This window comes from Enterobacter cloacae complex sp. 677-3DZ2D5B (assembly GCF_004136695.1).
GTDB classification, from domain to species: domain Bacteria; phylum Pseudomonadota; class Gammaproteobacteria; order Enterobacterales; family Enterobacteriaceae; genus Enterobacter; species Enterobacter hormaechei_C.
The window spans coordinates 131037-156808 of sequence record NZ_QFLS01000011.1 but is presented as its reverse complement, the minus strand read 5'-3'; the positions used below and the strand labels follow the sequence as shown (position 1 = coordinate 156808).

Annotated in this window: 23 protein-coding genes and 4 tRNA genes; 18 read left to right on the top strand and 9 right to left on the bottom strand. The window is 56.3% G+C overall.

Translation table 11 applies throughout. The features are described 5' to 3' along the window. Nucleotides 1-17: 17 nt before the first annotated feature. The 18 genes from mltB (at nt 18) to DD597_RS18310 (ending at nt 14314) form a co-directional block, all read left to right on the top strand. Nucleotides 18-1118, top strand: a complete 1101-nt coding sequence (gene mltB / locus DD597_RS18395; RefSeq protein ID WP_057979986.1) for a lytic murein transglycosylase B — start codon at nt 18-20, stop codon at nt 1116-1118. A 266-nt stretch (nt 1119-1384) separates the two neighbouring features. Beyond that, a complete protein-coding gene (locus tag DD597_RS18390) occupies nt 1385-2038 on the top strand; it encodes a metal ABC transporter ATP-binding protein (protein ID WP_045331254.1) in 654 nt (217 codons plus the stop codon). Beyond that, nucleotides 2035-2895: a metal ABC transporter permease gene (locus DD597_RS18385; RefSeq protein ID WP_129256493.1), complete on the top strand. Its 861-nt coding sequence runs from the start codon at nt 2035-2037 to the stop codon at nt 2893-2895. The genes DD597_RS18390 and DD597_RS18385 overlap by 4 nt, the downstream gene beginning before the upstream one ends. A gap of 14 nt (nt 2896-2909) precedes the next feature. Beyond that, nucleotides 2910-3788 (top strand): metal ABC transporter substrate-binding protein, encoded by an 879-nt coding sequence (locus DD597_RS18380; RefSeq protein WP_022649141.1) that lies wholly within the window; start codon nt 2910-2912, stop codon nt 3786-3788. Nucleotides 3789-3918: 130 nt separating this feature from the next. Then, nucleotides 3919-4416, top strand: a complete 498-nt coding sequence (pncC, locus tag DD597_RS18375; RefSeq protein ID WP_003862172.1) for a nicotinamide-nucleotide amidase — start codon at nt 3919-3921, stop codon at nt 4414-4416. A gap of 89 nt (nt 4417-4505) precedes the next feature. Next, complete coding sequence (gene recA / locus DD597_RS18370; protein ID WP_015571667.1) at nt 4506-5564, top strand: recombinase RecA; 1059 nt, start codon at nt 4506-4508, stop codon at nt 5562-5564. A gap of 68 nt (nt 5565-5632) precedes the next feature. Further along, nucleotides 5633-6133 (top strand): recombination regulator RecX, encoded by a 501-nt coding sequence (gene recX / locus DD597_RS18365; RefSeq protein ID WP_017382782.1) that lies wholly within the window; start codon nt 5633-5635, stop codon nt 6131-6133. 131 nt (nt 6134-6264) lie between these two features. Further along, nucleotides 6265-8892, top strand: coding sequence for an alanine--tRNA ligase (gene alaS, locus DD597_RS18360; RefSeq protein ID WP_129256492.1), 2628 nt, complete (start codon nt 6265-6267; stop codon nt 8890-8892). A 241-nt stretch (nt 8893-9133) separates the two neighbouring features. Then, complete coding sequence (gene csrA, locus DD597_RS18355; protein WP_000906486.1) at nt 9134-9319, top strand: carbon storage regulator CsrA; 186 nt, start codon at nt 9134-9136, stop codon at nt 9317-9319. 342 nt (nt 9320-9661) lie between these two features. Continuing rightward, a tRNA-Ser gene (locus tag DD597_RS18350) sits at nt 9662-9754 on the top strand. Nucleotides 9755-9758: 4 nt separating this feature from the next. Further along, nucleotides 9759-9835: transfer RNA gene (locus DD597_RS18345), tRNA-Arg, on the top strand. 64 nt (nt 9836-9899) lie between these two features. Beyond that, nucleotides 9900-9976, top strand: a tRNA-Arg gene (locus DD597_RS18340). 29 nt (nt 9977-10005) lie between these two features. Continuing rightward, nucleotides 10006-10082 (top strand) — tRNA-Arg (locus tag DD597_RS18335). Between the two features lie 126 nt (nt 10083-10208). Continuing rightward, nucleotides 10209-10775: a fructose-1-phosphate/6-phosphogluconate phosphatase gene (yqaB, locus tag DD597_RS18330; RefSeq protein WP_015571665.1), complete on the top strand. Its 567-nt coding sequence runs from the start codon at nt 10209-10211 to the stop codon at nt 10773-10775. Further along, a complete protein-coding gene (locus DD597_RS18325) occupies nt 10772-11200 on the top strand; it encodes a YqaA family protein (protein ID WP_017692791.1) in 429 nt (142 codons plus the stop codon). Before yqaB ends, DD597_RS18325 begins: the two co-directional genes overlap by 4 nt. 83 nt (nt 11201-11283) lie before the next feature. Then, on the top strand, nt 11284-12828 hold the full coding sequence (gshA, locus tag DD597_RS18320) for a glutamate--cysteine ligase (RefSeq protein ID WP_023314710.1): 1545 nt from the start codon (nt 11284-11286) through the stop codon (nt 12826-12828). A 152-nt stretch (nt 12829-12980) separates the two neighbouring features. After that, the gene (gene luxS, locus DD597_RS18315) at nt 12981-13496 is read left to right on the top strand and encodes an S-ribosylhomocysteine lyase (RefSeq protein ID WP_003862180.1); all 516 of its coding nucleotides are present in this window, start codon (nt 12981-12983) and stop codon (nt 13494-13496) included. A gap of 53 nt (nt 13497-13549) precedes the next feature. Beyond that, nucleotides 13550-14314 carry a helix-turn-helix domain-containing protein gene (locus tag DD597_RS18310; RefSeq protein WP_045335717.1) on the top strand — a complete coding sequence of 255 codons (765 nt, stop codon included), beginning with the start codon at nt 13550-13552 and terminating at the stop codon, nt 14312-14314. Here DD597_RS18310 and leuA read toward each other — a convergent pair. The 9 genes from leuA to nrdF all read right to left on the bottom strand — a co-directional run bounded on the left by leuA (nt 14301) and on the right by nrdF (nt 25765). Continuing rightward, complete coding sequence (gene leuA, locus DD597_RS18305; RefSeq protein WP_032610003.1) at nt 14301-15956, bottom strand: 2-isopropylmalate synthase; 1656 nt, start codon at nt 15954-15956, stop codon at nt 14301-14303. The genes DD597_RS18310 and leuA overlap by 14 nt on opposite strands. A 166-nt stretch (nt 15957-16122) precedes the next feature. Beyond that, complete coding sequence (gene emrB, locus DD597_RS18300; RefSeq protein WP_006811709.1) at nt 16123-17670, bottom strand: multidrug efflux MFS transporter permease subunit EmrB; 1548 nt, start codon at nt 17668-17670, stop codon at nt 16123-16125. A 16-nt stretch (nt 17671-17686) separates the two neighbouring features. Further along, the gene (gene emrA, locus DD597_RS18295; RefSeq protein ID WP_022651722.1) at nt 17687-18859 is read right to left on the bottom strand and encodes a multidrug efflux MFS transporter periplasmic adaptor subunit EmrA; all 1173 of its coding nucleotides are present in this window, start codon (nt 18857-18859) and stop codon (nt 17687-17689) included. Nucleotides 18860-18989: 130 nt separating this feature from the next. Beyond that, the gene (emrR, locus tag DD597_RS18290) at nt 18990-19520 is read right to left on the bottom strand and encodes a multidrug efflux transporter EmrAB transcriptional repressor EmrR (RefSeq protein ID WP_017694792.1); all 531 of its coding nucleotides are present in this window, start codon (nt 19518-19520) and stop codon (nt 18990-18992) included. Between the two features lie 314 nt (nt 19521-19834). After that, nucleotides 19835-21019, bottom strand: coding sequence for an MFS transporter (locus DD597_RS18285; protein WP_022651721.1), 1185 nt, complete (start codon nt 21017-21019; stop codon nt 19835-19837). Nucleotides 21020-21207: 188 nt separating this feature from the next. Then, nucleotides 21208-22203: a glycine betaine/L-proline ABC transporter substrate-binding protein ProX gene (gene proX / locus DD597_RS18280; protein WP_017382774.1), complete on the bottom strand. Its 996-nt coding sequence runs from the start codon at nt 22201-22203 to the stop codon at nt 21208-21210. 9 nt (nt 22204-22212) lie between these two features. Beyond that, complete coding sequence (proW, locus tag DD597_RS18275; RefSeq protein WP_015571659.1) at nt 22213-23277, bottom strand: glycine betaine/L-proline ABC transporter permease ProW; 1065 nt, start codon at nt 23275-23277, stop codon at nt 22213-22215. After that, nucleotides 23270-24472: a glycine betaine/L-proline ABC transporter ATP-binding protein ProV gene (proV, locus tag DD597_RS18270; protein WP_022649131.1), complete on the bottom strand. Its 1203-nt coding sequence runs from the start codon at nt 24470-24472 to the stop codon at nt 23270-23272. Before proV ends, proW begins: the two co-directional genes overlap by 8 nt. 333 nt (nt 24473-24805) lie before the next feature. Further along, a complete protein-coding gene (nrdF, locus tag DD597_RS18265) occupies nt 24806-25765 on the bottom strand; it encodes a class 1b ribonucleoside-diphosphate reductase subunit beta (RefSeq protein WP_129256491.1) in 960 nt (319 codons plus the stop codon). Between the last annotated feature and the right edge of the window lie 7 nt (nt 25766-25772).

The following is a 25772-nucleotide window of genomic DNA, read 5'->3' as shown; positions in this document are numbered from 1 at the left end:
CGTTAAATGGATGCCACATGTTCAAGCGTCGTTATGCAGCGCTGTTGCCTGCGCTTATTCTCCTGTCCGCCTGTAGTAGCAAACCCAAGACCGAAGCCGTTCAGCCAACGGCGGGCGCGCCTTCCGGAGGATTCCTGCTGGAGCCGCAGCACAATATGATGCAGATGGGAGGCGACTTCGCGAATAACCCTGCGGCCGAACAGTTCATCGATAAAATGGTGAGCAAGCACGGTTTTGATCGCCAGCAGCTGCATGCCATTTTGTCTCAGGCGAAGCGTCTGGACTACGTGCTGCGCCTGATGGACAGGCAGGCGCCGACGGCCCAGGTGCCGACCGGGCCAAACGGGGCGTGGCTGCGTTATCGCAAACAGTTTATTACCCCGGACAACGTGCAAAATGGCGTGGTGTTCTGGAATCAGTATGAAGACGCCCTGAACCGCGCGTGGCAGGTCTATGGCGTGCCGCCGGAGATCATCGTCGGTATTATTGGGGTTGAGACCCGCTGGGGACGCATTATGGGTAAAACCCGCATCCTCGATGCGCTGGCGACGCTCTCCTTCAACTACCCGCGTCGCGCGGAGTATTTCTCTTCCGAGCTGGAAACCTTCCTGCTGATGGCGCGAGACGAACAGGACGATCCGTTAGATCTGAAAGGGTCGTTCGCCGGTGCGATGGGCTACGGCCAGTTTATGCCGTCCTCCTATAAGCAGTACGCGGTAGATTTTAACGGGGATGGTCACATCAACCTGTGGGATCCCGAAGACGCTATTGGCAGCGTGGCCAACTACTTCAAAGCGCATGGCTGGACGCCGGGCGGCCAGGTGGCGGTACAGGCGAACGGCGAAGCGTTTGGTCTGGAAAACGGATTTAAAACCAAATACAGCGTGGCGCAGCTGGCAGCGGCAGGCTTAACGCCGTCTCAGCCGCTGGGCAATGTTGACCAGGTGAGCCTGCTGCGCCTGGATGTCGGAACCGGTTATCAGTACTGGTTCGGGCTGCCGAACTTCTACACCATTACCCGCTACAACCACAGCACGCACTATGCGATGGCGGTGTGGCAGCTGGGGCTGGCGGTGTCTCAGGCGCGTGTGCCAGCAGCGTCACCGTTTAGCCAGTAAGTCCCCTTATGCCTCCCTCTCCCTGTGGGAGAGGGCTGGGGTGAGGGCACCCGCCCGCACCTGTTTCCCGCAGAAACATTTCGCCACACTCCCAGTTTACTCCCGCCGTTTACATCTCAATCGCCTTTCATTATTGTTATGTTATAACATTAATGAATTGAGATATCCATGTCCCTGTTTTCTCTCTCATCCTCGCTTCGGCTGCTGCTGGCGCTGGTGCTCATTCTGTTTCTCGGCCTGGCCGTGCGCTGGGCGGTGGCGTTGCCATGATCGTGATGAACGACCTGGTGGCGGGTTACGATCGCCAGCCCGTTACGCGCGCGCTGTCCGGCGTGATTGAACGCGGGAGCATGACCGCCATCGTCGGGGCCAACGGCTGCGGCAAATCCACGCTGCTGAAAACGCTCGCCGGCTTTATTCCGCCCGTCAGCGGTACGTTTCGCTGGCAGGGGAGACGTCCGGTGGTGGGCTGGCTGGCGCAGCGTCACGCGCTGGAGGCGCAATTTCCTCTGACCGTGCAGGACGTGGTGAGCATGGGCTGCTGGCCAGCAATCTCTCTGTTTGCCGGTTTTCGTCGGGATGCCCGCATGCGCATTGCCGGCGCGCTGGAGCGCGTGGGGCTGGAGTCCATGGCGTTCTCCACTATTGATGAACTTTCCGGCGGGCAATTCCAGCGCATGCTGTTTGCCCGCATTTTAGTGCAGCAGGCACCGCTGGTGATGCTGGACGAACCCTTCACTGGCGTCGATGAAGCGACCTGCAACGTGCTGATGGATCTGATGCTGGAGATGTATATGCAGGGGCAGACTCTGCTGGCGGTACTGCACGACAGCGAACGCGTCTCGCGCCACTTCCCACAAACATTGCGGCTGGACGCTGATACGCCGCACTGGAAAACCGAGCGGGTGAGGGTGGCATGATCTGGCATCTCTTCTTCCAGCCGTTTATTGAGTACGGCTTTATGCGGCGCGCGCTGGTGGTTTGCCTGGCGCTCTCCGTCAGCACCACTGCGCTGGGTGTATTCCTTCAGCTGCGTCGGATGAGCCTGATGGGGGACGCCCTTTCTCACGCCATTTTGCCGGGTGTCGCGGTGGGCTATCTGCTCAGCGGAATGTCGCTGCTGGCAATGACTGTCGGCGGGTTTATTGCCGGTATCGCCGTTGCGCTGGTGGCCGGGCTGGTCAGCCGCCGTACACCTCTTAAAGAGGATGCCAGCTTCGCGGGGTTTTACCTGGGTTCCCTGGCGCTGGGCGTCACGCTGGTGTCGCTGCGCGGTTCAAATGTCGATCTGCTTCATCTTCTGTTTGGCTCCATTCTCGCCGTGGATAGCGCGTCAGCCCTGTTCGTGACGGGGGTCTGCATGTTCACGCTCCTCACGCTGGCGATTTTTTATCGTGGGCTGGTCAGTGAAGCGTTCGATACTGCGTGGTTGCAGGTGAACGCGCGCTGGCTGCCCGGGATGTTACACGGTCTGTTTCTGGCGCTGCTGGTGCTCAACCTGGTGGCCGGTTTTCAGGTACTCGGCACGTTGATGGCCGTCGGGCTGATGATGTTACCCGCCGTGGCGGCACGCTGCTGGGTGCGCACACTGCCAGGGGTACTTTTGATGGCGGGTATCAGCGGTATTTTTTGCGCGTGGCTGGGCTTAAGTCTTTCCTGGGCAGTGAGTCTGCCCGCCGGGCCCTCCATTGTGCTGACCGCCAGCGCATTGTTCTTTATTTCAGTTTTATTTGGCACGCGCAGCAGGCTGGCGGATAGCCTGCGGGCGCTTTTTTAACGCAAGGGGAAACGATGAAACGTACAGGGTTAGCCGTGGCGCTCGCGCTCGGCATGATGACGCACGGCGTAATGGCGAAAACGCTTAATGTGGTGACCAGCTTTTCCATCCTGGGAGACATCACGCAGCAGGTTGGCGGCGATCGTGTGAAGGTGACGACGCTGGTGGGGCCGGACGGTGATCCCCATACTTTCGAACCCTCGCCCAAAGACAGCGCGGCGCTGAGTAAAGCTGACGTGGTGGTGGTCAATGGGCTGGGGCTGGAGGGTTGGCTCGACCGTCTGGTAAAAGCTTCTGGATTCAAAGGCCAGCTGGTGGTTGCCTCGGACGGCGTGAAAACGCACACGCTGGAAGAGGACGGTAAAACCGTGACCGATCCGCACGCGTGGAACAGCGCGGCGAACGGCGCGCTGTATGCGCAAAATATTCTCTCAGGGCTGGTGAAGGCCGATCCTGAAGATACGGCGGCGCTTGAAGCTACCGGTAAACCCTATATTGCGCAGCTCTCTCAGCTGGACGGTTGGGCTAAAAAGCGTTTCAGCGACATCCCACAGGCGAAGCGCAAAGTGCTGACCAGCCACGACGCCTTCGGCTATTTCAGCCGCGCCTACGGCGTGACGTTTATGGCGCCGCAGGGGCTGTCGTCTGAGAGTGAAGCCAGCGCGGCGCAGGTAGCGGAGATCATCAACCAGATTAAAGCTGACGGCGTGAAAACCTGGTTCATGGAAAACCAGCTTGACCCGCGTCTGGTGAAGCAGATTGCGACCGCCACGGGCGCCCAGCCGGGCGGTGAACTTTACCCGGAAGCGCTGTCCGCGAAGGGCGGCGTGGCGGACACCTACGTCAAGGCGTTTCGCCACAATGTGGACACCCTCGCTAACAGCATGAAATAAGCGTCTCTCTGGCCGGTGCGCCCGCATCGGCTTTTTTCTGAAGCCCCCTCGTAAAACCCGACGCGCATCCCCATATTTGATGAGAAAGTGCTATCTTGTGCTGCATGTTTTTCTAAGGCCTGGAGCGAGAATGACTGACCATGAATTGATGCAGCTAAGCGAAGTGGTGGGGCTGGCGCTGAAACAGCGCGGCGCGACTCTCACGACCGCAGAATCCTGCACCGGCGGCTGGGTGGCGAAAGCAATTACCGATATTGCTGGCAGTTCCGCCTGGTTTGAACGCGGCTTTGTGACCTACAGTAACGAGGCTAAAGCGCAGATGATTGGCGTGCGTGAAGCTACGCTTGAGCAGCATGGCGCGGTCAGCGAACCGGTGGTGATCGAGATGGCGATTGGCGCGCTGAAAGAGGCGCGCGCAGATTACGCTATCTCCATCAGCGGTATCGCGGGGCCGGACGGCGGCAGCGACGTGAAGCCTGTCGGCACCGTCTGGTTTGGCTTTGCCACCTCAAAAGGTGAAGGGATCACCCGCCGGGAATGCTTCAGCGGCGATCGCGAAAGCGTGCGTCGTCAGGCAACGGAATACGCGTTAAAAACGCTCTGGCAACAATTTCTACAAAACACTTGATACTGTATGACTATACAGTATAATTGCCTCAACAGAACAGAAGTCCATGGTGAAGCGCAGTTGCTTCTCCCGGCATGACAGGAGTAATAATGGCTATCGACGAAAACAAACAGAAAGCGTTGGCGGCAGCACTGGGCCAGATCGAAAAGCAATTCGGTAAAGGCTCCATCATGCGCCTGGGTGAAGACCGTTCCATGGATGTGGAAACTATCTCCACTGGTTCGCTTTCTCTTGATATCGCACTGGGCGCTGGCGGTTTGCCGATGGGCCGTATCGTAGAAATCTACGGTCCGGAATCCTCGGGTAAAACCACCCTGACGTTGCAGGTTGTTGCGGCGGCACAGCGCGAAGGTAAAACCTGTGCGTTTATCGATGCCGAGCACGCGCTGGACCCGGTCTATGCCCGTAAACTGGGCGTTGATATCGACAACCTGCTGTGCTCCCAGCCGGACACCGGCGAGCAGGCACTGGAAATTTGTGACGCGCTGGCGCGCTCAGGTGCGGTTGATGTGATCATCGTCGACTCCGTTGCGGCGCTGACGCCAAAAGCGGAAATTGAAGGTGAAATCGGTGACTCTCACATGGGCCTCGCGGCACGTATGATGAGCCAGGCGATGCGTAAGCTGGCGGGTAACCTGAAGCAGTCCAATACGCTGTTGATCTTCATCAACCAGATCCGTATGAAAATTGGTGTAATGTTCGGTAACCCGGAAACTACCACCGGCGGTAACGCTCTGAAATTCTACGCTTCTGTCCGTCTGGATATCCGCCGTATCGGCGCGGTGAAAGAGGGGGATAACGTAGTCGGTAGCGAAACCCGCGTGAAGGTTGTGAAGAACAAAATCGCAGCACCGTTCAAACAGGCTGAGTTCCAGATCCTCTACGGCGAAGGTATCAACTTCCTCGGCGAGCTGGTTGACCTGGGCGTGAAAGAGAAGCTGATTGAAAAAGCGGGCGCATGGTACAGCTACAACGGTGACAAGATTGGTCAGGGTAAAGCGAATGCTATCTCCTGGCTGAAAGAGAACCCGGCGGCGGCGAAAGAGATTGAGAAGAAGGTGCGTGAACTCCTGCTGAACAACCAGGACTCTAAACCTGATTTCGTGGTCGACGGCGCGGATGCTGAAGAAACCAACGAAGACTTTTAATCCTCTCGGATAAAAATGAAGGGCTGCTGATGCGGCCCTTTTTGCATTTCTGAATCGACAGGTTTTTTATGAGTGAACCGACATCACGCCGACCAGCCTACTCACGCTTGCTGGATCGGGCCGTGCGTATTCTTGCCGTGCGTGACCATAGCGAACAGGAGCTGCGGCGGAAACTGTCAGCGCCCGTCATGAGCAAAAACGGTCCGGAAGACATTGATGCCACCGCGGAAGATTATGACCGCGTGGTTGCCTGGTGCTACGAGCATCACTATCTGGATGACGGCCGTTTTGCCGCTCGCTTTCTTGCCAGCCGTGGTCGTAAAGGCTATGGGCCAGCGCGTATCCGCCAGGAGCTGAACCAGAAAGGCGTTGCCCGTGAATCGATTGAAAAAGCCATGCGCGAAAGTGAAATTGACTGGTGCGAACTGGCGCGTGAGCAGGCGGTACGAAAGTACGGTGAGCCGCTGCCGCGTGAATTTTCAGAAAAAGTTAAAATCCAGCGCTTTTTGCTCTACCGCGGCTTCCTGATGGAAGATATTCAGGATATCTGGCGTAATTTTACCGATTGAACGCATGCGGGATTTTACTTCCCACTAAAGAAAACTTATCTTATTCCCACTTTTTCCAGTAGCTGGTCCGTCCAACTGTTTACAGATACAGATCTGCTGCGACATTTCGTTAGCTTGATTTCAGGATAATTATGAGCAAGAGCACCGCTGAGATCCGTCAGGCGTTTCTCGATTTTTTCCATAGTAAGGGACACCAGGTTGTTGCCAGCAGCTCCCTGGTACCGAACAATGACCCGACTCTGCTGTTTACCAACGCCGGGATGAACCAGTTCAAGGATGTGTTCCTTGGTCTCGACAAGCGTAATTATTCCCGCGCCACAACCTCACAGCGTTGCGTGCGTGCGGGCGGTAAACACAACGATCTGGAAAACGTCGGTTACACCGCGCGCCACCACACCTTCTTCGAAATGCTGGGTAACTTCAGCTTCGGCGACTACTTCAAACACGACGCTATTCAATACGCGTGGGAACTGCTGACCGGTGAAAACTGGTTCAATCTGCCGAAAGAGCGTCTGTGGGTGACCGTGTATGAGACCGATGACGAAGCGTTCGACATCTGGGAAAAAGAAGTGGGTATCCCTTGCGAACGTATCATCCGTATCGGTGACAACAAAGGCGCGCCTTACGCGTCTGATAACTTCTGGCAGATGGGCGACACCGGCCCTTGCGGTCCGTGCACCGAGATCTTCTACGATCATGGCGACCACATCTGGGGCGGCCCTCCGGGAAGCGCGGAAGAAGATGGCGATCGCTATATTGAGATCTGGAACATCGTCTTCATGCAGTTCAACCGTCAGGCCGACGGCACCATGGAGCCGCTGCCAAAACCGTCCGTAGATACCGGTATGGGCCTTGAGCGTATCGCGGCCGTTCTGCAACACGTTAACTCCAACTATGAGATTGACCTGTTCAGCACCCTGATCAAAGCCGTTGCTGAGGTAACGGGCGCAACCGATCTGAGCAACAAATCACTGCGCGTTATCGCAGACCATATTCGTTCCTGTGCGTTCCTGATTGCTGACGGCGTTATCCCGTCAAATGAAAACCGTGGCTATGTGCTGCGTCGTATCATTCGTCGTGCGATCCGCCATGGCAACATGCTGGGCGCGAAGGACACCTTCTTCTATAAACTCGTTGGGCCACTGATTGGCGTGATGGGCTCTGCCGGCGACGAGCTGAAACGCCAGCAGGCGCAGGTTGAACAGGTTCTGAAAACCGAAGAAGAGCAGTTTGCCCGTACGCTGGAGCGCGGTCTGGCGCTGCTGGACGACGAGCTGGCGAAACTCAAGGGCGACACGCTGGATGGCGAAACCGCTTTCCGCCTGTACGACACCTACGGCTTCCCGGTTGACCTGACGGCGGACGTTTGCCGCGAGCGCAACATCAAAGTTGACGAAGCAGGCTTTGAAGCCGCAATGGAAGAGCAGCGTCGTCGTGCGCGTGAATCCAGCGGTTTTGGCGCAGACTACAACGCGATGATCCGCGTTGATAGCGCGTCTGAATTTAAAGGCTACGAAGAGCTGGCCCTGACCAGCAACGTAACCGCGCTGTTTGTTGACGGTAAAGCCGTAGACAGCATTAGCGCGGGTCAGGACGCGGTTGTTATCCTGGATAAAACGCCGTTCTATGCGGAATCGGGCGGTCAGGTTGGCGATAAAGGCGAACTGAAAGGCAATGGCTTCAGCTTCAGCGTAAGCGATACCCAGAAATACGGTCAGGCGATTGGTCACCAGGGCAAACTGGTTTCCGGTTCTCTGAAAGTGGGCGAGGGCGTTCAGGCCAACGTTGACGAAGCTCGCCGCGCGCGCATTCGTCTGAACCACTCGGCAACCCACCTGATGCACGCAGCCCTGCGCGAAGTGCTGGGTACGCACGTTGCACAGAAAGGTTCTCTGGTTAATGACAAAGTGCTGCGTTTCGACTTCTCACATTTTGAAGCGATGAAGCCATCTGAAATTCGTGCGGTGGAAGACCTGGTGAATGCCCAGATCCGCCGTAACCTGCCAATCGAAACCCACATCATGGATCTCGAGGCAGCGAAGAAGAAAGGTGCGATGGCGCTGTTTGGCGAGAAATATGACGACCGCGTTCGCGTGCTGAGCATGGGCGACTTCTCTACCGAACTGTGTGGCGGTACTCACGCATCCCGCACCGGTGACATCGGCTTGTTCCGCATCGTTTCCGAGTCGGGGACGGCGGCAGGCGTGCGTCGTATTGAGGCGGTGACCGGGGAAGGCGCAATTGCCAGCCTGCATGCGCAGAGCGACCAGCTACACGAGATCGCGCAGCTGCTGAAAGGCGATAGCCAGAACCTGGGCGAAAAAGTGCGTGTCGCGCTGGATCGTACCCGTCAGCTGGAAAAAGAACTCCAGCAGCTGAAAGAACAGGCTGCGGCGCAGGAGAGCGCAAACCTCTCCAGCAAAGCGGTAGACATTAAGGGCGTCAAACTGCTGGTCAGCGATCTGGCGGGCGTTGAGCCTAAGATGCTGCGTACCATGGTCGACGATCTGAAGAACCAGCTTGGTTCGACGGTTATCGTGCTGGCAACGGTCGCAGAGGGTAAGGTTTCTCTGATTGCGGGCGTCTCTAAGGATGTGACGGATCGTGTCAAAGCAGGGGAACTGATTGGCATGGTCGCCCAGCAGGTGGGTGGCAAAGGTGGCGGTCGTCCGGACATGGCGCAAGCCGGTGGAACGGATGCGGCGGCACTTCCCGCGGCATTAGCCAGCGTTGAAAGCTGGGTAAGCGCGAAACTGTAATAACTACAAAGCACAAGCAGACGCCATAGCGGTAACGTTATGGCGTCTTGCTCACTGCGCTATCGATAACGATAAAGTCAGGTTGAGTTTGTGTATATCGGCTAAACTTACGTTTAACAGAATGTGATGCCGTGACTGCTTACACTTTACGTGTTTGTCATCGCTTACTTTTTGGCGTTATATGATGGATAATGCCGGGATACAAGAGACCCGACTCTTTTAATCTTTCAAGGAGCAAAGAATGCTGATTCTGACTCGTCGAGTTGGTGAGACCCTCATGATTGGGGATGAGGTCACCGTGACAGTTTTAGGGGTAAAGGGTAACCAGGTACGTATTGGTGTTAACGCTCCTAAAGAAGTATCTGTCCACCGTGAAGAGATCTACCAGCGTATCCAGGCTGAAAAATCCCAGCAGTCCAGTTACTGATATTGTCGCGTCTCGCTGTCGGGCGAGACGCAACCCTCCTGTTATTTTTCCTGCATAAAGTTACCGTTCTATTTCAAACGCTTCGTTTTTGACCACTCTCATAACCTTATCTCATCCAAATGACGCGCTTCTCTCAACAGAATTCTGTGAAGATGTCTGCAAAATCCGCTTATAAAACACTCTCTTTGCGGCTTTTACATGCGAATTGCGTGCGAATTGTGCAAACGAAAAAAGCATGTGGAAAATTGTTTGACTTATAAGTCCCAGAAAGTAATATATGCGCCACGCAGCGACGAGAAGCTCTTAACGAGTTGCTCGAAGCACTCGAAAGAGGCGTTGTGTGGTGAGGTGGCCGAGAGGCTGAAGGCGCTCCCCTGCTAAGGGAGTATGCGGTCAAAAGCTGCATCCGGGGTTCGAATCCCCGCCTCACCGCCATTTTGCATCCGTAGCTCAGCTGGATAGAGTACTCGGCTACGAACCGAGCGGTCGGAGGTTCGAATCCTCCCGGATGCACCATCTATTACTTCATATTGCTTTCGAAGTGATATGAATATCGAGCAGTACAGTAGTAAATCCCGATGCATCCGTAGCTCAGCTGGATAGAGTACTCGGCTACGAACCGAGCGGTCGGAGGTTCGAATCCTCCCGGATGCACCATTTACTATTTCTGAAAGCAGTTCCCTGATGCATCCGTAGCTCAGCTGGATAGAGTACTCGGCTACGAACCGAGCGGTCGGAGGTTCGAATCCTCCCGGATGCACCATCTCTTCTTGTGATCCCCTTCGATGTTTAGTTCTTAATCACTCTCATTGTTATCACTTCGCAATCAGCGACAAAAATCCCCTTTTACGATAAAGTAATGCTTTGTTAATCGTTTAGCGAGAGCACGATGTACGCACAGTATGACGGTTTGATCTTCGACATGGACGGCACCCTCCTGGATACCGAACCCACGCATCGTCAGGCCTGGACCGAAGTCCTGGGCCGTTACGGTATGCGTTTCGATTTACAGGCGATGATTGCTCTCAACGGATCGCCCACCTGGCGTATCGCACAGGCCGTGATTGAGCTGAATCAGGCCGATCTCGACCCTCACCAGCTCGCGCGTGAAAAAACCGACGCGGTAAAAGCCATACTGTTAGACACCGTGCAGCCTTTACCACTCATTGACGTCGTCAAGGAGTGGCACGGCCGTCGTCCTATGTCTGTCGGTACGGGCAGCGAGAGCGCGATTGCTGAAGCGCTACTCAATCACCTTGGCCTGCGCCACTATTTTTCTGCCGTCGTTGCCGCCGATCATGTTAAACATCATAAACCCGCACCGGATACCTTCCTGCTCTGTGCAGAATTAATGGGTGTTCCACCTGCAAAATGCGTGGTGTTTGAAGATGCTGATTTTGGTATTCAGGCCGCGCGTGATGCCGGAATGGCGGCGGTGGACGTTCGCTTACTGTGAGTGACGCGCTGTCACTCGCTTCATTATTCGCCAGCAGTTTTTTAAGCTCCACCCTGTTACCGGGGAATTCGGAAGTGGTGCTGGTGGCGATGCTGTTGTCCGGCGTAAGTCAGCCCTGGTTGCTGGTCTTAATAGCAACAATGGGTAATAGCCTTGGAGGGCTGACTAACGTTATTCTTGGACGTTTCTTTCCGCTACGCGAAAAATCTCGCTGGCAGGAAAAGGCAGTGGGCTGGCTAAAACGCTATGGCGCTGCCACGCTGTTATTAAGCTGGATGCCTGTAATAGGCGATTTACTGTGTCTGCTGGCGGGATGGATGCGTATCTCCTGGGGACCGGTGCTCTTTTTTTTGTGCCTTGGCAAGGCGTTACGCTATGTTTTACTGGCATGGGTAACACTACAGGGTATGACGTGGTGGCACTAATTGGTGGAATGAATTCGCGACCTTCAATCGTCAACCATTACAATTATGCTGAGTGACAATTTTTTGACAGGCGGGAGGTCAAATTGATCCCGGACGTATCACAGGCGCTGGCCTGGCTGGAAAATCACCCTCAGGCACTGAAGGGGATTCAGCGTGGGCTTGAGCGCGAAACGCTGCGCGTAAATGCGGATGGTAGCTTAGCGACTACGGGACACCCGAAGGCGTTAGGCTCGGCGCTGACACATAAATGGATCACAACCGATTTCGCCGAAGCGCTGCTGGAGTTCATCACGCCAGTAGACGGTGATATTGATCATATGCTGACGATCATGCGCGACGTGCATCGCTTCACCGCCCGCAACCTCGGCGACGAGCGTATGTGGCCGCTCAGCATGCCGTGCTATATCGAGCAGGGGCAGGATATCGAGCTGGCGCAGTACGGTACCTCGAATATAGGTCGGCTGAAAACGCTGTATCGCGAAGGACTGAAAAACCGCTACGGCGCATTGATGCAGACGATCTCTGGCGTGCACTACAACTTTTCTCTGCCGATGGCGTTCTGGCAGGCGAAGTGCGGTGAAACGGATAAAGAAGCGATCTCCGCGGGCTACTTCCGCCTGATCCGCAACTACTACCGTTTTGGCTGGGTTATTCCGTATCTGTTCGGCGCGTCCCCGGCTATCTGTTCATCGTTCCTGCAAGGGAAACCGACCACGCTACCGTTCGAGAAGACCGAATGTGGCATGTATTACCTGCCATACGCGACCTCCCTGCGCCTGAGCGACCTTGGCTATACCAATAAATCGCAAAGCAATCTCGGAATTACGTTTAACGATCTGCACGAATATGTGGCAGGCTTGAAGCGGGCGATAAAAACCCCGTCGGAAGAGTACGAAAAAATCGGCCTCGAAAAAGACGGCAAACGCCTGCAAATTAACACCAACGTGTTGCAGATTGAAAATGAACTGTATGCGCCGATTCGTCCGAAGCGCGTGACGCGCAGCGGTGAAACGCCGTCGGATGCGCTACAGCGCGGCGGGATCGAATACATTGAAGTGCGCTCGCTGGATATCAACCCGTTCTCACCGATTGGCGTTGACGAGCAGCAGGTTCGTTTCCTTGACCTGTTTATGGTCTGGTGCGTACTGGCGGATGCGCCGGAAATGAGTTCCGACGAACTGCTGTGTACCCGTGCCAACTGGAATCGCGTGATTCTGGAAGGGCGCAAGCCGGGCCTGACGTTAGGTATTGGCTGTGAAACGGCTCAGTTCCCACTGTCTAAGGTAGGGAAGGATCTGTTCCATGACCTGAAGCGCGTAGCCCAGACGCTGGATAGCGTGTACGGCGGCGAAGCTTACCAGAAGGTCTGCGACGAACTGGTTGAAAGCTTTGATAACCCGGAACGGACATTCTCAGCACGTATTCTGCGTTCTATGATTGAGCAGGGAATTGGTGGCACAGGGCGTTCACTCTCAGCGGAGTACCGTGAGATGCTGATGCAGGAGCCGTTAGAGATCCTGAGCGAAGCGGATTTTGTGGCAGAGCGCGATGCGTCCGTTGTGCGTCAGAAAGAGGTCGAAGCGGCGGATACGGAGTCGTTTGAGGCGTTTCTGGCGAAGCAGGCCTGAACCAAAAGAAAAAGGCCACATCGCTGTGGCCAAAATATACATCTCTGAATTCAGGGATGATGATAACAAATGCGCGTCTTTCATATACTCAGACGCGCATTCTGTAGAAGAGTTCAGTTTATTTTAAAAAAAATCACTATCGGAGGTGACGTATGCCGTTATTAGATAGCTTTACTGTCGACCATACCCGTATGGAAGCACCAGCAGTCCGCGTGGCGAAGACCATGAACACGCCGCACGGCGACACGATCACCGTTTTCGACCTGCGCTTCTGCGTGCCGAATAAAGAAGTGATGCCAGAGAAAGGCATTCACACGCTGGAACACCTGTTCGCCGGATTCATGCGCGACCACCTGAACGGCAACGGCGTGGAGATCATCGATATCTCTCCGATGGGCTGCCGCACCGGTTTCTACATGAGCCTGATTGGTCAGCCTGAAGAAAAACGCGTCGCGGATGCGTGGAAAGCAGCAATGGAAGACGTGCTGAAGGTGAAAGAGCAGAACCAGATCCCTGAGCTGAACGTTTACCAGTGCGGCACTTACCAGATGCACTCTCTGGAAGAAGCTCAGGAGATTGCCCGTCATATCATCGAACGTGATGTTCGTGTAAACAGCAACGACGAGCTGGCCCTGCCAAAAGAAAAACTTCAGGAACTGCACATTTAGTATCGTGCCTGTGGATGCCCGGTGGCGCTTCGCTGACCGGGCCTACAATCCTGATGACGACAACCACCACCTTCTCCTTTACCCATCGCCCGCTTGTGCCGTTTTCGCATGATTATGCTCATGGCGACAGCGAGCCGTGGCATCAGCACGACTGCGCGCAGCTCCTGCACAGCCTCACCGGCGTCGTGCGGGTGGATACCGCATCCGGCTGCTGGGTGGTGCCGCCCGGTCGCGGCGTCTGGCTACCTGCGGGTACGCAGCACGCCCTGCGCATCACCGGCAACGTTGCCGCCCGCACGCTGTTTATCGACCCGCTGGCGCGCGCCGATCTCCCGGCGACCTGCCAGATCGTGCAGATCTCGCCCCTGCTGCGCGAGCTGATCCTGACCTCCCTTACGCTTCCTGAATCTTACGCACCCGGAAGCCGCGATGAACGTGTTTATGAGCTGATCCTCGATGAAATTCGTCTCATGCCGGTGCTGCCGTTTCACCTGCCCGAGCCGGAAAGCGAAGCGCTGCGCCATCTCTGCCAGCAGATTCGAATGGCCCCGGGAGAAAGCTGGAGCAGCGCCCAGGCCGCAGGTATTGTGGGGATGAGCGAACGCACGCTGAACCGTCATTTTCAGCAGCAGACAGACCTGAGCTACGGCGAATGGGTGAGAAGGGCGCGACTGCTGGAAGCCTTAGTGCGGCTGGCGCAGGGCCAGCCGGTATTACGCGTGGCGCTGGATCTGGGGTATGGCAGCCACAGCGCCTTTACGGCAATGTTTCGCCGGGTAATGGGTCTCTCACCCAGCGATTACTTCAGGAACGACTGACCGCGTTAAAAAGCGCCTGAATCGACGCGCGTGCCACGTCGCTGTCGATGCCCACGCCCCAGCGGCTGGTCCCATCCTGGAACAGGCAGCGGATATAGGCCACCGAGCGGCTGTCGCTGCGTTCGCCTAACGTATGTTCGTGATAATCCTTGATCACAAACGACGCGTTGATCCAGCGGCTTAAGCCGTGAGCGGCGGCGGAGAGCAAACCGTTTCCCTGGCCTTCCAGCTGGCGGGTGCCCCCATGCGTGGCGACGCTTGCCGTCAGCCGCAGCTGGCCGTCCTGCTGGCTGTCGCTGCGGTACGATTGCAGCGCTAATGGCGGGCTCGCCACCAGGCCGTAACGGGCGCGGAACAGCTGCCAGAGCGCATTCTGCGTCATCTCTTTTCCATGGTTATCCGTTTCCTGCTGCACGTGCTGGCTAAAATCCTGTTGCAGGGCGCGAGGCAATTTCAGGCCGTGGTTTTGCTCAATAAGCCAGGCGCTTCCGCTTTTTCCTGACTGGCTGTTCACGCGGATCACCGCTTCATAGGTACAGCCAATATCCTGCGGGTCGACGGGCAGATAGGGCATCTCCCAACGTTCGCCAGGCTTACGGGCATCGAAACCTTTCTTGATGGCATCCTGGTGCGAGCCGGAGAAGGCGGTGTAAGCCAGACGACCCGCCCACGGATGGCGCGGATGGACGGGCAGCTGGTTGCAGGTTTCTACCGTTTCAACCACCCGATTCATATCGCTGAAATCCAGATTCGGGCTAATGCCCTGGCTGTAGAGGTTCATCGCCAGCGTCACCAGGCAGACGTTGCCCGTGCGCTCACCGTTGCCAAACAGGCAGCCCTCCACGCGGTCAGCCCCGGCCATGACGGCCAGCTCCGCGCTGGCGACGCCCGTTCCGCGATCGTTATGCGGATGTACGCTGATACAGACGTCACTGCGGCGGCTGAAGTGGCGGCAGAAATACTCGATCTGGTCGGCATAGACGTTCGGCGTGCTCACTTCGACGGTAGCGGGCAGGTTGACGATCATCGGACGCGCCGCGCACGGCTGCCAGATCTCCGCCACGGCTTCACAAATCTCCAGCGCAAACTCCGGTTCGGTAAAGCAGAAGGTTTCCGGGGAGTATTCGTACTGCCAGCGGGTGTCAGGGTTCTCTTCACACAGCTGACGAATCAGGCGCGTCGCGCGCGTCGCCAGCTCGACGATTTGCGCTTTCTCCATGCCGAATACCAGACGGCGGAACAGCGGGGCGGTAGCGTTATACAGGTGAACGGTGGCCTGCTTCGCGCCGCGCAGGGAGTCGAAAGTGCGATGGATAAGATCGTCCCGCGCCTGCGTTAACACCTGAATGGTGACGTCATCCGGGATGCGATTCTCCTCAATCAGCTGACGTACAAAATTAAAGTCCGTCTGCGAGGCGGACGGGAAGGCGACTTCTATTTCTTTAAACCCGCAGGTCAGCAGCAGATCCCAGAATTGCAGCTTGCGCGCGCTGTCCATCGGCTCGGCCAGCGCCTGGTTACCGTCGCGTAAGTCGGTCGAGAGCCAACGCGGGGCGCAGGTGATAATCTGCTCCGGCCAGCGGCGGTCGGGCAACGAAAGGGTGGGGTAAGGCTGGTATTTGTCGGCGGGTGTGTTCAGCATGGTGCGCTCCTGTTGTCTTTTCACTATCGTGAATCGATTTCAGGCGTGCTGCTTTATCGGAACTGACAATCGCTGTCGCGTTTTGGACAACCGTAGAAGTTGCCCGGTGGCGCTGCGCTTACCGGGCCTACGATCGTAGGCCGGGTAAGGCGTCCTGTAATGAGGGCTAATGCGCCCCACCGCCCCCGCTACCGGCCCCAAACGGTGGTTTGGCAAACCACACCAGCCCCAGCAGGACGATAAAGATCCCCGCCGATATCCAGAAAATCTCGTTTGCCGAGATAATCAGCCCCTGGTTGGTGATCTGCTGGGCAAGCCAGCCGGACGCCTGCTGCTCCGTCATCCCCATCCCCTCAAGCTGGCTATACATCTGCTGAGCGTTAGGGTTGAACGGGTTCACTGCTTCGGTGAGTTGAGCATGGTGCATCGATTCCCGGTTGGTCCACAGCGTGGTGGTGATCGATGTCCCGATGGAGCCCGCCAGCGTACGGGTGAAGTTCGACAGGCTCGATGCCGCCGCCATCCGCTCAGGCGGCAAGCCGGAAAGCGTAATGGTGGTTAGCGGCATGAAGAAGCACGCTACGGCGAAGCCCTGAATAAACTGTGGCCACGCGGAGGCGCCAAAGTCCATTCCCGGTTCAAACGTATACGCGCGCCAGTAGAAGCACACGGCGTACATGATGAAGCTGAACGTCACCAGCCTGCGCATGTCGAGCTTATGGGCGAAACGGCCAATAATCGGCGACAGCAGAACCGGAATTAACCCCACCGGCGCGGAGGCCAGCCCCGCCCAGGTTGCGGTATAGCCGTACACCTCCTGCAACAGCTGCGGTAGCAGAACAATCGCGCCGAAGTAGAGCATATAGGCGAGGCTGATACACAGGCAGCCGATGGTGAAGTTTCGCGATTTAAACAACGAGAGGTCGACTATCGGGTTATCGTCCGTCAGCTCCCAGACAATCAGGAAGCTGATGGCCACCACAGCGACCACCGTCAGCACGATGATTTCCGTAGAGGCGAACCAGTCCAGCTCTTTGCCGCGGTCGAGCATGATTTGCAGGCTGCCGATGCCGACAACCAGCAGTGCCAGCCCGATGCCGTCGATCCGCCGCTGTTCGGTCCGCGTTTCGCGACCACGCAGAGACTGTAGCGTCATCAGTACCACCAGCGCACCGATGGGTACGTTGATGAAGAAGATCCAGCCCCAGTGATAGTTATCGCTGATATAGCCGCCGAGGATTGGCCCGCAAATTGGGGCGACAATCACCGTCATCGACCACAGCGCGAGCGCGATGGAGCGTTTGGCGGGCGGATAGTTGTTCAGCAGCAAACTCTGCGACAGCGGAATCAACGGCCCGGCGACAATCCCCTGGATGACGCGGAAGAAAATCAGCATCGTCAGGCTACTGGACATGCCGCAGGCCCAGGAGGCCAGCACGAACAGGATCGTCGACCAAAGGAACAGCTTCACTTCACCGACGCGCTTCGCCAGCCAGCCGGTGATAGGAATGGAGATGGCGTTCGCCACCCCGAACGAGGTAATGACCCAGGTCCCCTGGCTCAGCGATGAGCCAAGGTTCCCGGCGATCGTAGGGATCGCCACGTTTGCGATGGTGGAGTCCAGCACCTGCATGAATGTCGCCAGCGACAGCGCAATGGTCATAATGACCAGTTGCGCCCCCTCCAGCGGTTTTTGCGGCTTTTGCTGTTGCATAACGCTCACCTTCGGCTTAACCGGCGTTTGCCTTCACGATGTCATCGATCAGCTTATTGACCGGATCGAGGCTAATTTCACGGGCGTTACTTTCATAAGCTGGCGTACTGCGCACCTGGCTTGCGAGGATCTGACCGTCGCGGTTGGCGGTATCGACCGTCACCAGCGTGGAAAGGCCAATTCGCAGCGGATGGTCTGCCAGCTGCTTAGGATCCAGTTCGATACGCACAGGCAAGCGCTGTACCACTTTGATCCAGTTGCCGGTGGCGTTCTGTGCAGGCAGCAGGCTAAACGCGCTGCCGGTCCCCATGTCCAGACCGACCACTTTCCCGGTGTACTTGATGTCATCGCCGTAAATATCGCTGACCACAGTTGCGGTTTGGCCGATACGCATATGCGCCAGCTGGGTCTCTTTGAAGTTCGCATCGACCCACAGATTGTTCGCCGGAACTACCGCCATCAGCGGCGTGGTGGTGCTAATCTGCGCCCCTGGCTGTACGGAACGACGGGAAACGTAGCCGGTCATCGGGCTGACGATTTTGGTACGTTGCAGGGCAAGCCATGCGTTACGCACTTCGGTCGCCGCCTGTTTCACCGCCGGCTGGTTTTCCAGAGAAGTACCCAGCACCATCGCCTGATTAGCGTTGTACTGTTGGATCGCCACGTCCAGCTGCGCCTGTGCGCTGGCCACCGCATCGCGGGCGTGCTGCAACTCTTCACGGCCAATCAGGTTGGCGGTGCCGAGAGGAACACGACGATTGAGGTCGCTCTGCGCCTGAGCCAGCGCCGTTTTCTGCACGTCGATATTGGCCTGAAGCTGCTTGCTGTTGATCATCAGCTGGCGGGTCTGGCGAACGCTGGAGGCCAGCGCCGTCTGTGCTTTTTCAAAAGCCTGTTGGGCGTCGGTTGGATCGAGCGTGACCAGCACATCGCCTTTTTTCACAAAGTCGGTGTTATCAGCCCAGACTTTCGTCACGCTGCCTGACACCTGGGCCATGATTTGAACCTGATTCCCTGCCACGTATGCATCGTCTGTCTCTTCAACATGACGCAAGACTAAAAACCAATAGATCCCATATGCCACGGCAATAATAATAAAGAGCAAGGTCAGCAGAATAAGGGCGCTCTTACGTTTGCCCTTTTTGTTGACCGGTTGCTGCGGGGGGGTGTTCTCCGCATTTGCGCTCATTGTTGTTCTCCACGATCTTTTTATTTTCACATCGGCTGAGCCGACCTGTTGTCAGAAAGGCCAGCAGTTTCACGTGCTGGCCTGTCAGTTTTTCTTTTTAGCAATCTGGAATGTTGAGCGGATCGTCGCGTTAGCGCAGCGCCTCAAGGATGACGCCATCTTCATCCATCTGGTCCAGACGGGTGAGCAGCTTGCGAGTAATATGCTCAAGCTGGTCGCGCTCGGCGGTGCTGAGGGCAGACCAGAGCTGGTGCAGGCAGTTGTGCTGCGGTGGCAGCACTTCGCGCAAGAATTCGTGACCTTTCTCGGTCAGTTGCAGATGCAGGCAGCGGCGATCGTTATCGCTTTCACGGCGTTCAATCCAGCCGCGCTTTTCCAGTTCATCCGCGATACGGGTTGCATTGGTACGGGATGACCCCAGCGCACAGCTCAGTTCCGATGGCTGAATGCTGTGATTTTCCTGAGACTCCAGCGTAATCAACGCCATAAACAACGTCTCGTTAATCCCTTGCGCTTTCAGCATCTTATTACGATTTTCCAGCAGCTTACCCTGCATGTGCATGCACAGGCGGGTCAGCAGAATTTCCTGATACGGGAAGTCCTCATGACGACTGGCGCGGAACTTAAGCATTTGTTCAATGGGCGTAAACGAACTATCCATTTTGGGCATAACCTCATTAATTACAGCCGATATAGTAACGACAGTGACAAATAATGTAAATGAATTATTTGTGCGGTTATATCCGCCAAACGTATGTCACCATCAGAAAGCGCCGGGTAAATCCGTGACCCGGTGAGCACAGAGAGTGTGGGGTGTGTACCCGCGAAAGAGGGGATGTGAGGACAGGGGTCTGAACTATTCATGCCGGTAGTAAATATGTCACCCACAGTAAAATTTCTGGGATAAATGATTGCTGTTACCTTAACAGATGCAGGCCCCCTTTACACCCCAGGGGACCCAAAGCAATGTAAAACTTAGTGAATTGCTTCCTGACGGTGATAGCCGCGCCACCATACCAGCAGATTTATCGCCGCGACGATGGCGCCGATGGCGCACACTCCCGTCCAGCCCGCATGCTGCCAGGCGGAGGCTGAGATGAGCGAGCCCGCCGCGCCGCCGATAAAGTAGCTGGTCATGTACCCGGCCGTCAGACGGTTACGGGCGTCCGGCTTCACGCGGTAAATCACGGTCTGGTTGGTGATGTGTACGCCCTGCACGGTGAGGTCTAGCACCAGAATACCGACAATCAGCGCCAGCACGGAGACGTGTCCGTACCAGATGGCCGCCCAGGAGAGCAGGAGTAAAACCAGCCCTGCGGAGGTGGTCATATGAGATTTACCTTTATCGGCCAGCCCACCCGCCGGGCGCGCGCCCAGTGCGCCAGCCGCGCCTGCCAGCCCGAACAGGCCAATCACGCCTTCTGAGTAGTTAAACGGTGGCGCGGCGAGCAGAAACGCCATCGACGTCCATAAGATGCTGAAGTTGGCGAAGGTGAGACACCCCAGAATGGCGCGCGTGCGCAGGAGTTTATCCCGGGTGAAAAGGCTGAAAACGGAGGCGAGGAGCTGCGGATAGTTCAGGTGATTTTCCTGCTTCACCTTTGGCAGGCCGCGCCACAGGGCCAGCGCCATGATAAGCATCAGCACGCTCGCCACCCAGTAAACGGTGCGCCAGCCGCCGAGGCTCGCCAGCAGCCCGGCAACGGTTCGCGCCAGCAGGATGCCCAGCAGCAGGCCGCTCATGATAGTACCGACCACTTTGCCGCGTTTTTCCGGGGAAGCCAGCGTCGCGGCGAGGGGAACCAGAATTTGCGCCACCACCGAGAACAGCCCCGTCAGCGCGGTGCCGATAATCATCATCGTTAACGACTGGCTGCTGGCGGTGATCAACATTCCGCCCGCCGCCAGCAGCGTCATGGAGACGATAAGCATCCGGCGCTCAAACATATCGCCTAATGGCACCAGGAACAGCAGCCCGGCCGCATAGCCGAGCTGTGCTGCGGTGACAATAAAGCCGGCGGAGCTGGCTGAAAGATCGAAGGCGCGTGCGATGGTGTCGAGCAGTGGTTGTGCGTAATAGTTGCTGGCGACGGCCAGACCCGTTGCCACGGACATTAAAAGGATGAGTGCGGGGCTAAGCCCTTGAGTTGTTTTTGTCATTAGTTTCAGGAATCGTGAGTTAAGTGATTATTTTTCCGGAAACATAATAACCAATGATGGTGAATGTTGGGGAATTGTTATGTGTGTGTTTGTGCGGTTAAGCCCCTCACCCTAACCCTCTCCCGAAGGGAGAGGGAACGCTAACACCCTCTCCCTTCGGAAGAGGGCTGGGGTGAGGGGAAAGTACTTTACTTCTGCGCCTCAAGCGCCTCTTTCACCCAGCCATCGAACTGCTGCTGGTGGGCTTTGATCCAGCCATCCACGTGGCCTTTGATATCTGCTTCGGATGATTTACCCGCGTGCATCATCGCGTTCTGGGCGTTAATGTCAGCCAGCGGCAGTTTCATCACCGAGAACAGCTTCGCCGCCGCAGGGTTTTTCTCGGCCCAGGCTTTGTTCGCCACGATATGCATGGTATTCACCGGGAAGCCATAGTTCATGCCATTTGGCAGTTTGGTGTCGATATCTTTCTGCTCGCCCGGCAGGGAAGAGAAGGGCACCTGCAACCACACCACGTCTTTGCCCGGCTTCAGCACGTCGCTCACCCAGTACGGCGTCCAGGTGTAGTAGATCACTGGCTTGCCTTCTTTAAAGCGGGCGATGGTGTCGGCCATCATCGCAGAGTAATTGCCGTGGCTCACGTCGACGGTCTTCGCCAGATCGAAGGCTTTGTTCTGGTGGTTAATCACCGCTTCACAGCCCCAGCCCGGCGAGCAGCCCATCATGTCGGCTTTACCGTCACCGTTGGTATCAAACAGTTTGGCGATCTTCGGATCTTTCAGCTGTTCAATATTGGTGATGTGATACTTATCGGCGGTTTTCTTGTCGATCAAATATCCCTGCGCAGCGCCGGTCACAAAGGTGCCTTCACGGTAGAATTTCTTGTCACCGCCTGCGGCGGCATACATATCGTCGTGCAGCGGCTGCCAGTTCACGGCGGTAAAGGTGGCATCGCCGGAGGCAATGGAGGTATAGCCCACGTTGTAATCCACTTCGCTGGCGGTATTCACCGTATAGCCCAGTTTCTCCAGCGCACGGCTGACAATCTGGGTCTGGAAGGACTCTTCCGAAATGGTGCTCTGCACCGGCTGCACGGTAATGCCTTTGCCCGGCAGGTCAGCGGCAACTGCGCTGGTGGAGACAAGGGTCGCAAACGCTGTGGCAAAAAGTACGTTATGTCGCATCGTTGTTCCTTATTTTGTGAATGGGCGGGTGAGTAACCCGACAGGGCCGGTGGTGTACCAGCGACGGTTGCCGCGACTGCGTGAATCACGACCGACAGCCTGGGTCAGGCGGTCAAGAATGATGGCGAGGATCACAATCCCGACGCCGCCGACGGTCGCCAGCCCCATATCGAGACGGCCAATGCCGCGCAGTACCATCTGACCTAACCCGCCAACGGCAATCATTGAGGCGATCACCACCATCGACAGCGCCAGCATCAGCGTCTGGTTAACACCTGCCATAATGGTCGGCATCGCCAGCGGAAGCTGAACCTTAAACAGCATCTGACGCGGGCTGGCGCCGAACGAGCGCGATGCCTCTATCAGATCCGCAGGCACCTGGTTAATGCCCAGAATGGTCAGACGAATAATTGGCGGAAGGGCGAAGATAATGGTCACGACCACCCCCGGTACGTTACCGATGCCGAACAGCATCACGATAGGCACCAGGTAAACGAACGCTGGCGTGGTCTGCATCGCATCCAGCAGCGGGCGGATAATTTTCGCGGCCCGGGGGCTGCGCGCCAGCCAGATCCCCATCGGCAGGCCGATCACCACGCAGAACAGCAGGGCGGTCAGCACCAGCGCCAGGGTGATCATCGCCTGAGACCACGCGCCAATCGCGCCGATGGCAATCAGGGAGATCAGCGTGGCGATCCCCATACCCGCGCTGCCGAACTGCCATGCGATCAGCGAGAACAGGATAATCGCCACCGGCGCGGGCATGCCCAGCATCAGCTGCTGGAAGCCGTTCAGGATGTAATCCACCGGGATGCGGATCCCCTGGAACACCGGACGGAAGTGGGTAACGACCCAGTCGATCCCCTCCGTTACCCAGCTATCCAGCGGGATCAGCGTCTTGTGGAACGGATCCATAATATTGAAATGCTCTGGGGCAGGCGCCGGTGCGCTGTTGAGCCAGTCTGCCGCGCCGCCGCCATCGGCAGGCGCAGGCGTCGAACCCCACGCATCGGCAGATTGCGCCGCGCTGTCCGCTGCTTCAGTGGTGCCCCATGGGTTTGATTGATCAGCCATTGTTTGTCCCCTCGCGATCTAAAGCCTGTAGCAGCATCCGTTTTGAGATGATGCCAACGTACTGTTGTTCTTCACCGACGACCGGCACGGCGCACGGCGCCTGACCCACGTGAGAGAGCAACTCGCTGAGCGGCGTTTCGGCGTCCACGGCAAGCGGAGCGTCAATCAACGCCGCATCGATTCCCTGGTTTTCGCTCAGGGCGGTTTTCAGGGAGTCGATGGAGACAACGCCGACAAATTTATTGCCGCGTTCAACCAGATAACCGTATTCACGGTCTTCGTCCTGCAACAGCTTCAGCGCGGAGCGCGGACCAAAACCTGGCGTTTTTCGAATAATGCCGTTTGGTGTTCGACGGGCAATATCTTTCGCACTGAATACGTGGCTAATATCCACGCCGCGGAAGAAGGTGCGCACATAATCATTCGCCGGATTATTGAGAATTTCATCCGGTGTGCCGACCTGCACCACTTCACCATTTTGCATAATGGCGATACGGTCACCAATACGCATGGCTTCATCCAAATCGTGAGAAATAAAAACAATGGTGCGCTGATGTTTGGCCTGTAATTTTACCAGCTCATCCTGCATCTCGGTGCGAATTAAGGGATCGAGCGCCGAGAAGGCTTCGTCCATTAATAAAATATCCGGATTAATCGCTAATGCGCGCGCTAATCCCACACGCTGACGCATACCGCCGGAAAGTTCATCCGGGTAGGCATGTGCATAATTCTCCAGCCCAACCTGACGTAGCGCATCAAGGGCTTTTTCCTGACGTTCCTGAGCGGGCGTACCGGCTAATTCCATGCCAAAGGCGGTATTATCCAGCACCGTCATGTGCGGCATCAGCGCGAATGACTGGAACACCATCGCAATCTTCTTTCTGCGCACCTCGCGAAGCTCAGCGTCGGATATTCTGGCGATATCCACGCCGTCAATCAGCACCTGCCCGCGGGTGGGTTCAATCAGGCGATTGAGAAGGCGAACCATAGTGGATTTACCCGAGCCGGATAATCCCATGATGACAAAAATCTCGCCTTCTTCAATGGCCAGACTGGCGTCTTTAACGCCAAGCGATAGCCCGGTTTTTTCCAGAATTTGCTCTTTCGAAAGGCCTTTCTCAATATATTTGAAAGCACGCTGCGGGTGCTCGCCAAATACTTTATAAAGATTTTTCACTTCTAATTTAATTGCCATGCAATAGAGAGTGTCCTGTTATTTGTTTATGTCGATATGATTACCATGGTAAATAGTTAACTGGCATTACCCTAACATACTCAGAATCTGAGACAACCCTGGGCCAGCCGAAGGCCAGAATTTTGCCGCAAGCGAAACGGCTGAATTTCCCATGAATAAAGGGCTGAGGGCGGTTTGAATTTTTCTCAATTTTTTGCTGCTGCATGGGGAAATTTCGCCTGAATCGGTGTGTTTCAGGCGAATATGATGGGGAAATTACAGTGTAGTACCTGGTGGAATATTTGGCTGGAAATAATGAAATGCAGAGTTAATTAATGAACGTTAATTCATTCATTAAAAATCCCAGTCCTCGTCTTGCGTCTCCACCGCTTTACCCATCACGTACGACGAGCCGGACCCGGAAAAGAAGTCGTGGTTTTCATCGGCGTTGGGCGACAGCGCCGCGAGGATCGCCGGGTTCATTTCCGCCATGTCTGGTGGGAATAACGCTTCGTAGCCCAGGTTCATCAGCGCTTTGTTGGCGTTGTAGCAGAGGAAGGCTTTTACGTCCTCTTCCCAGCCCGTTCCGGCGTACAGCTCCTCGGTATAGCTCAGCTCGTTGTCATACAGATCCATCAGTAAATCGAGGGCAAAACCTTTGAGTTCCTCGCGTTTTTCCGGGGTGGCTTTCTCCAGTCCTTTCTGGTACTTATAGCCGATGTAATACCCGTGTACCGCTTCATCGCGGATGATGAGGCGAATCAAATCGGCGGTGTTGGTGAGCTTGCCCCGGCTCGACCAGTACATAGGCAGCCAGAAGCCGGAATAGAAGAGGAAAGATTCCAGGAATACGCTGGCGATCTTCTTCTTCAGCGGCTCGTCGGCCCGGTAATATTCCAGCACCAGATCTGCCTTGCGCTGCAATGACGCGCTCTCTTCACTCCAGGCGTAGGCGGCGTCCACGTCTCTGGTCTGGCACAGAGTGGAGAAAATCGAGCTGTAAGAGCGGGCATGCACCGCCTCCATAAAGCTGATATTCGACATTACCGCCTCCTCGTGCGGGGTCAGCGCATCACTCATCAGCGCGGGCGCACCCACGGTATTCTGAATGGTGTCCAGCAGCGTCAGGCCGGTGAAGACGCGGATTGTCAGCTGCTGCTCGGCATGGCTCAGAGTTTGCCAGGCCGGAATATCGTTGGAGAGCGGCACCTTTTCCGGCAGCCAGAAGTTGCTGGTCAGGCGGTTCCATACCTCCAGGTCTTTATCATCCTGAATTTTGTTCCAGTTAACGGCGCTTACGCGTGACAGTTTCATCCTTTCT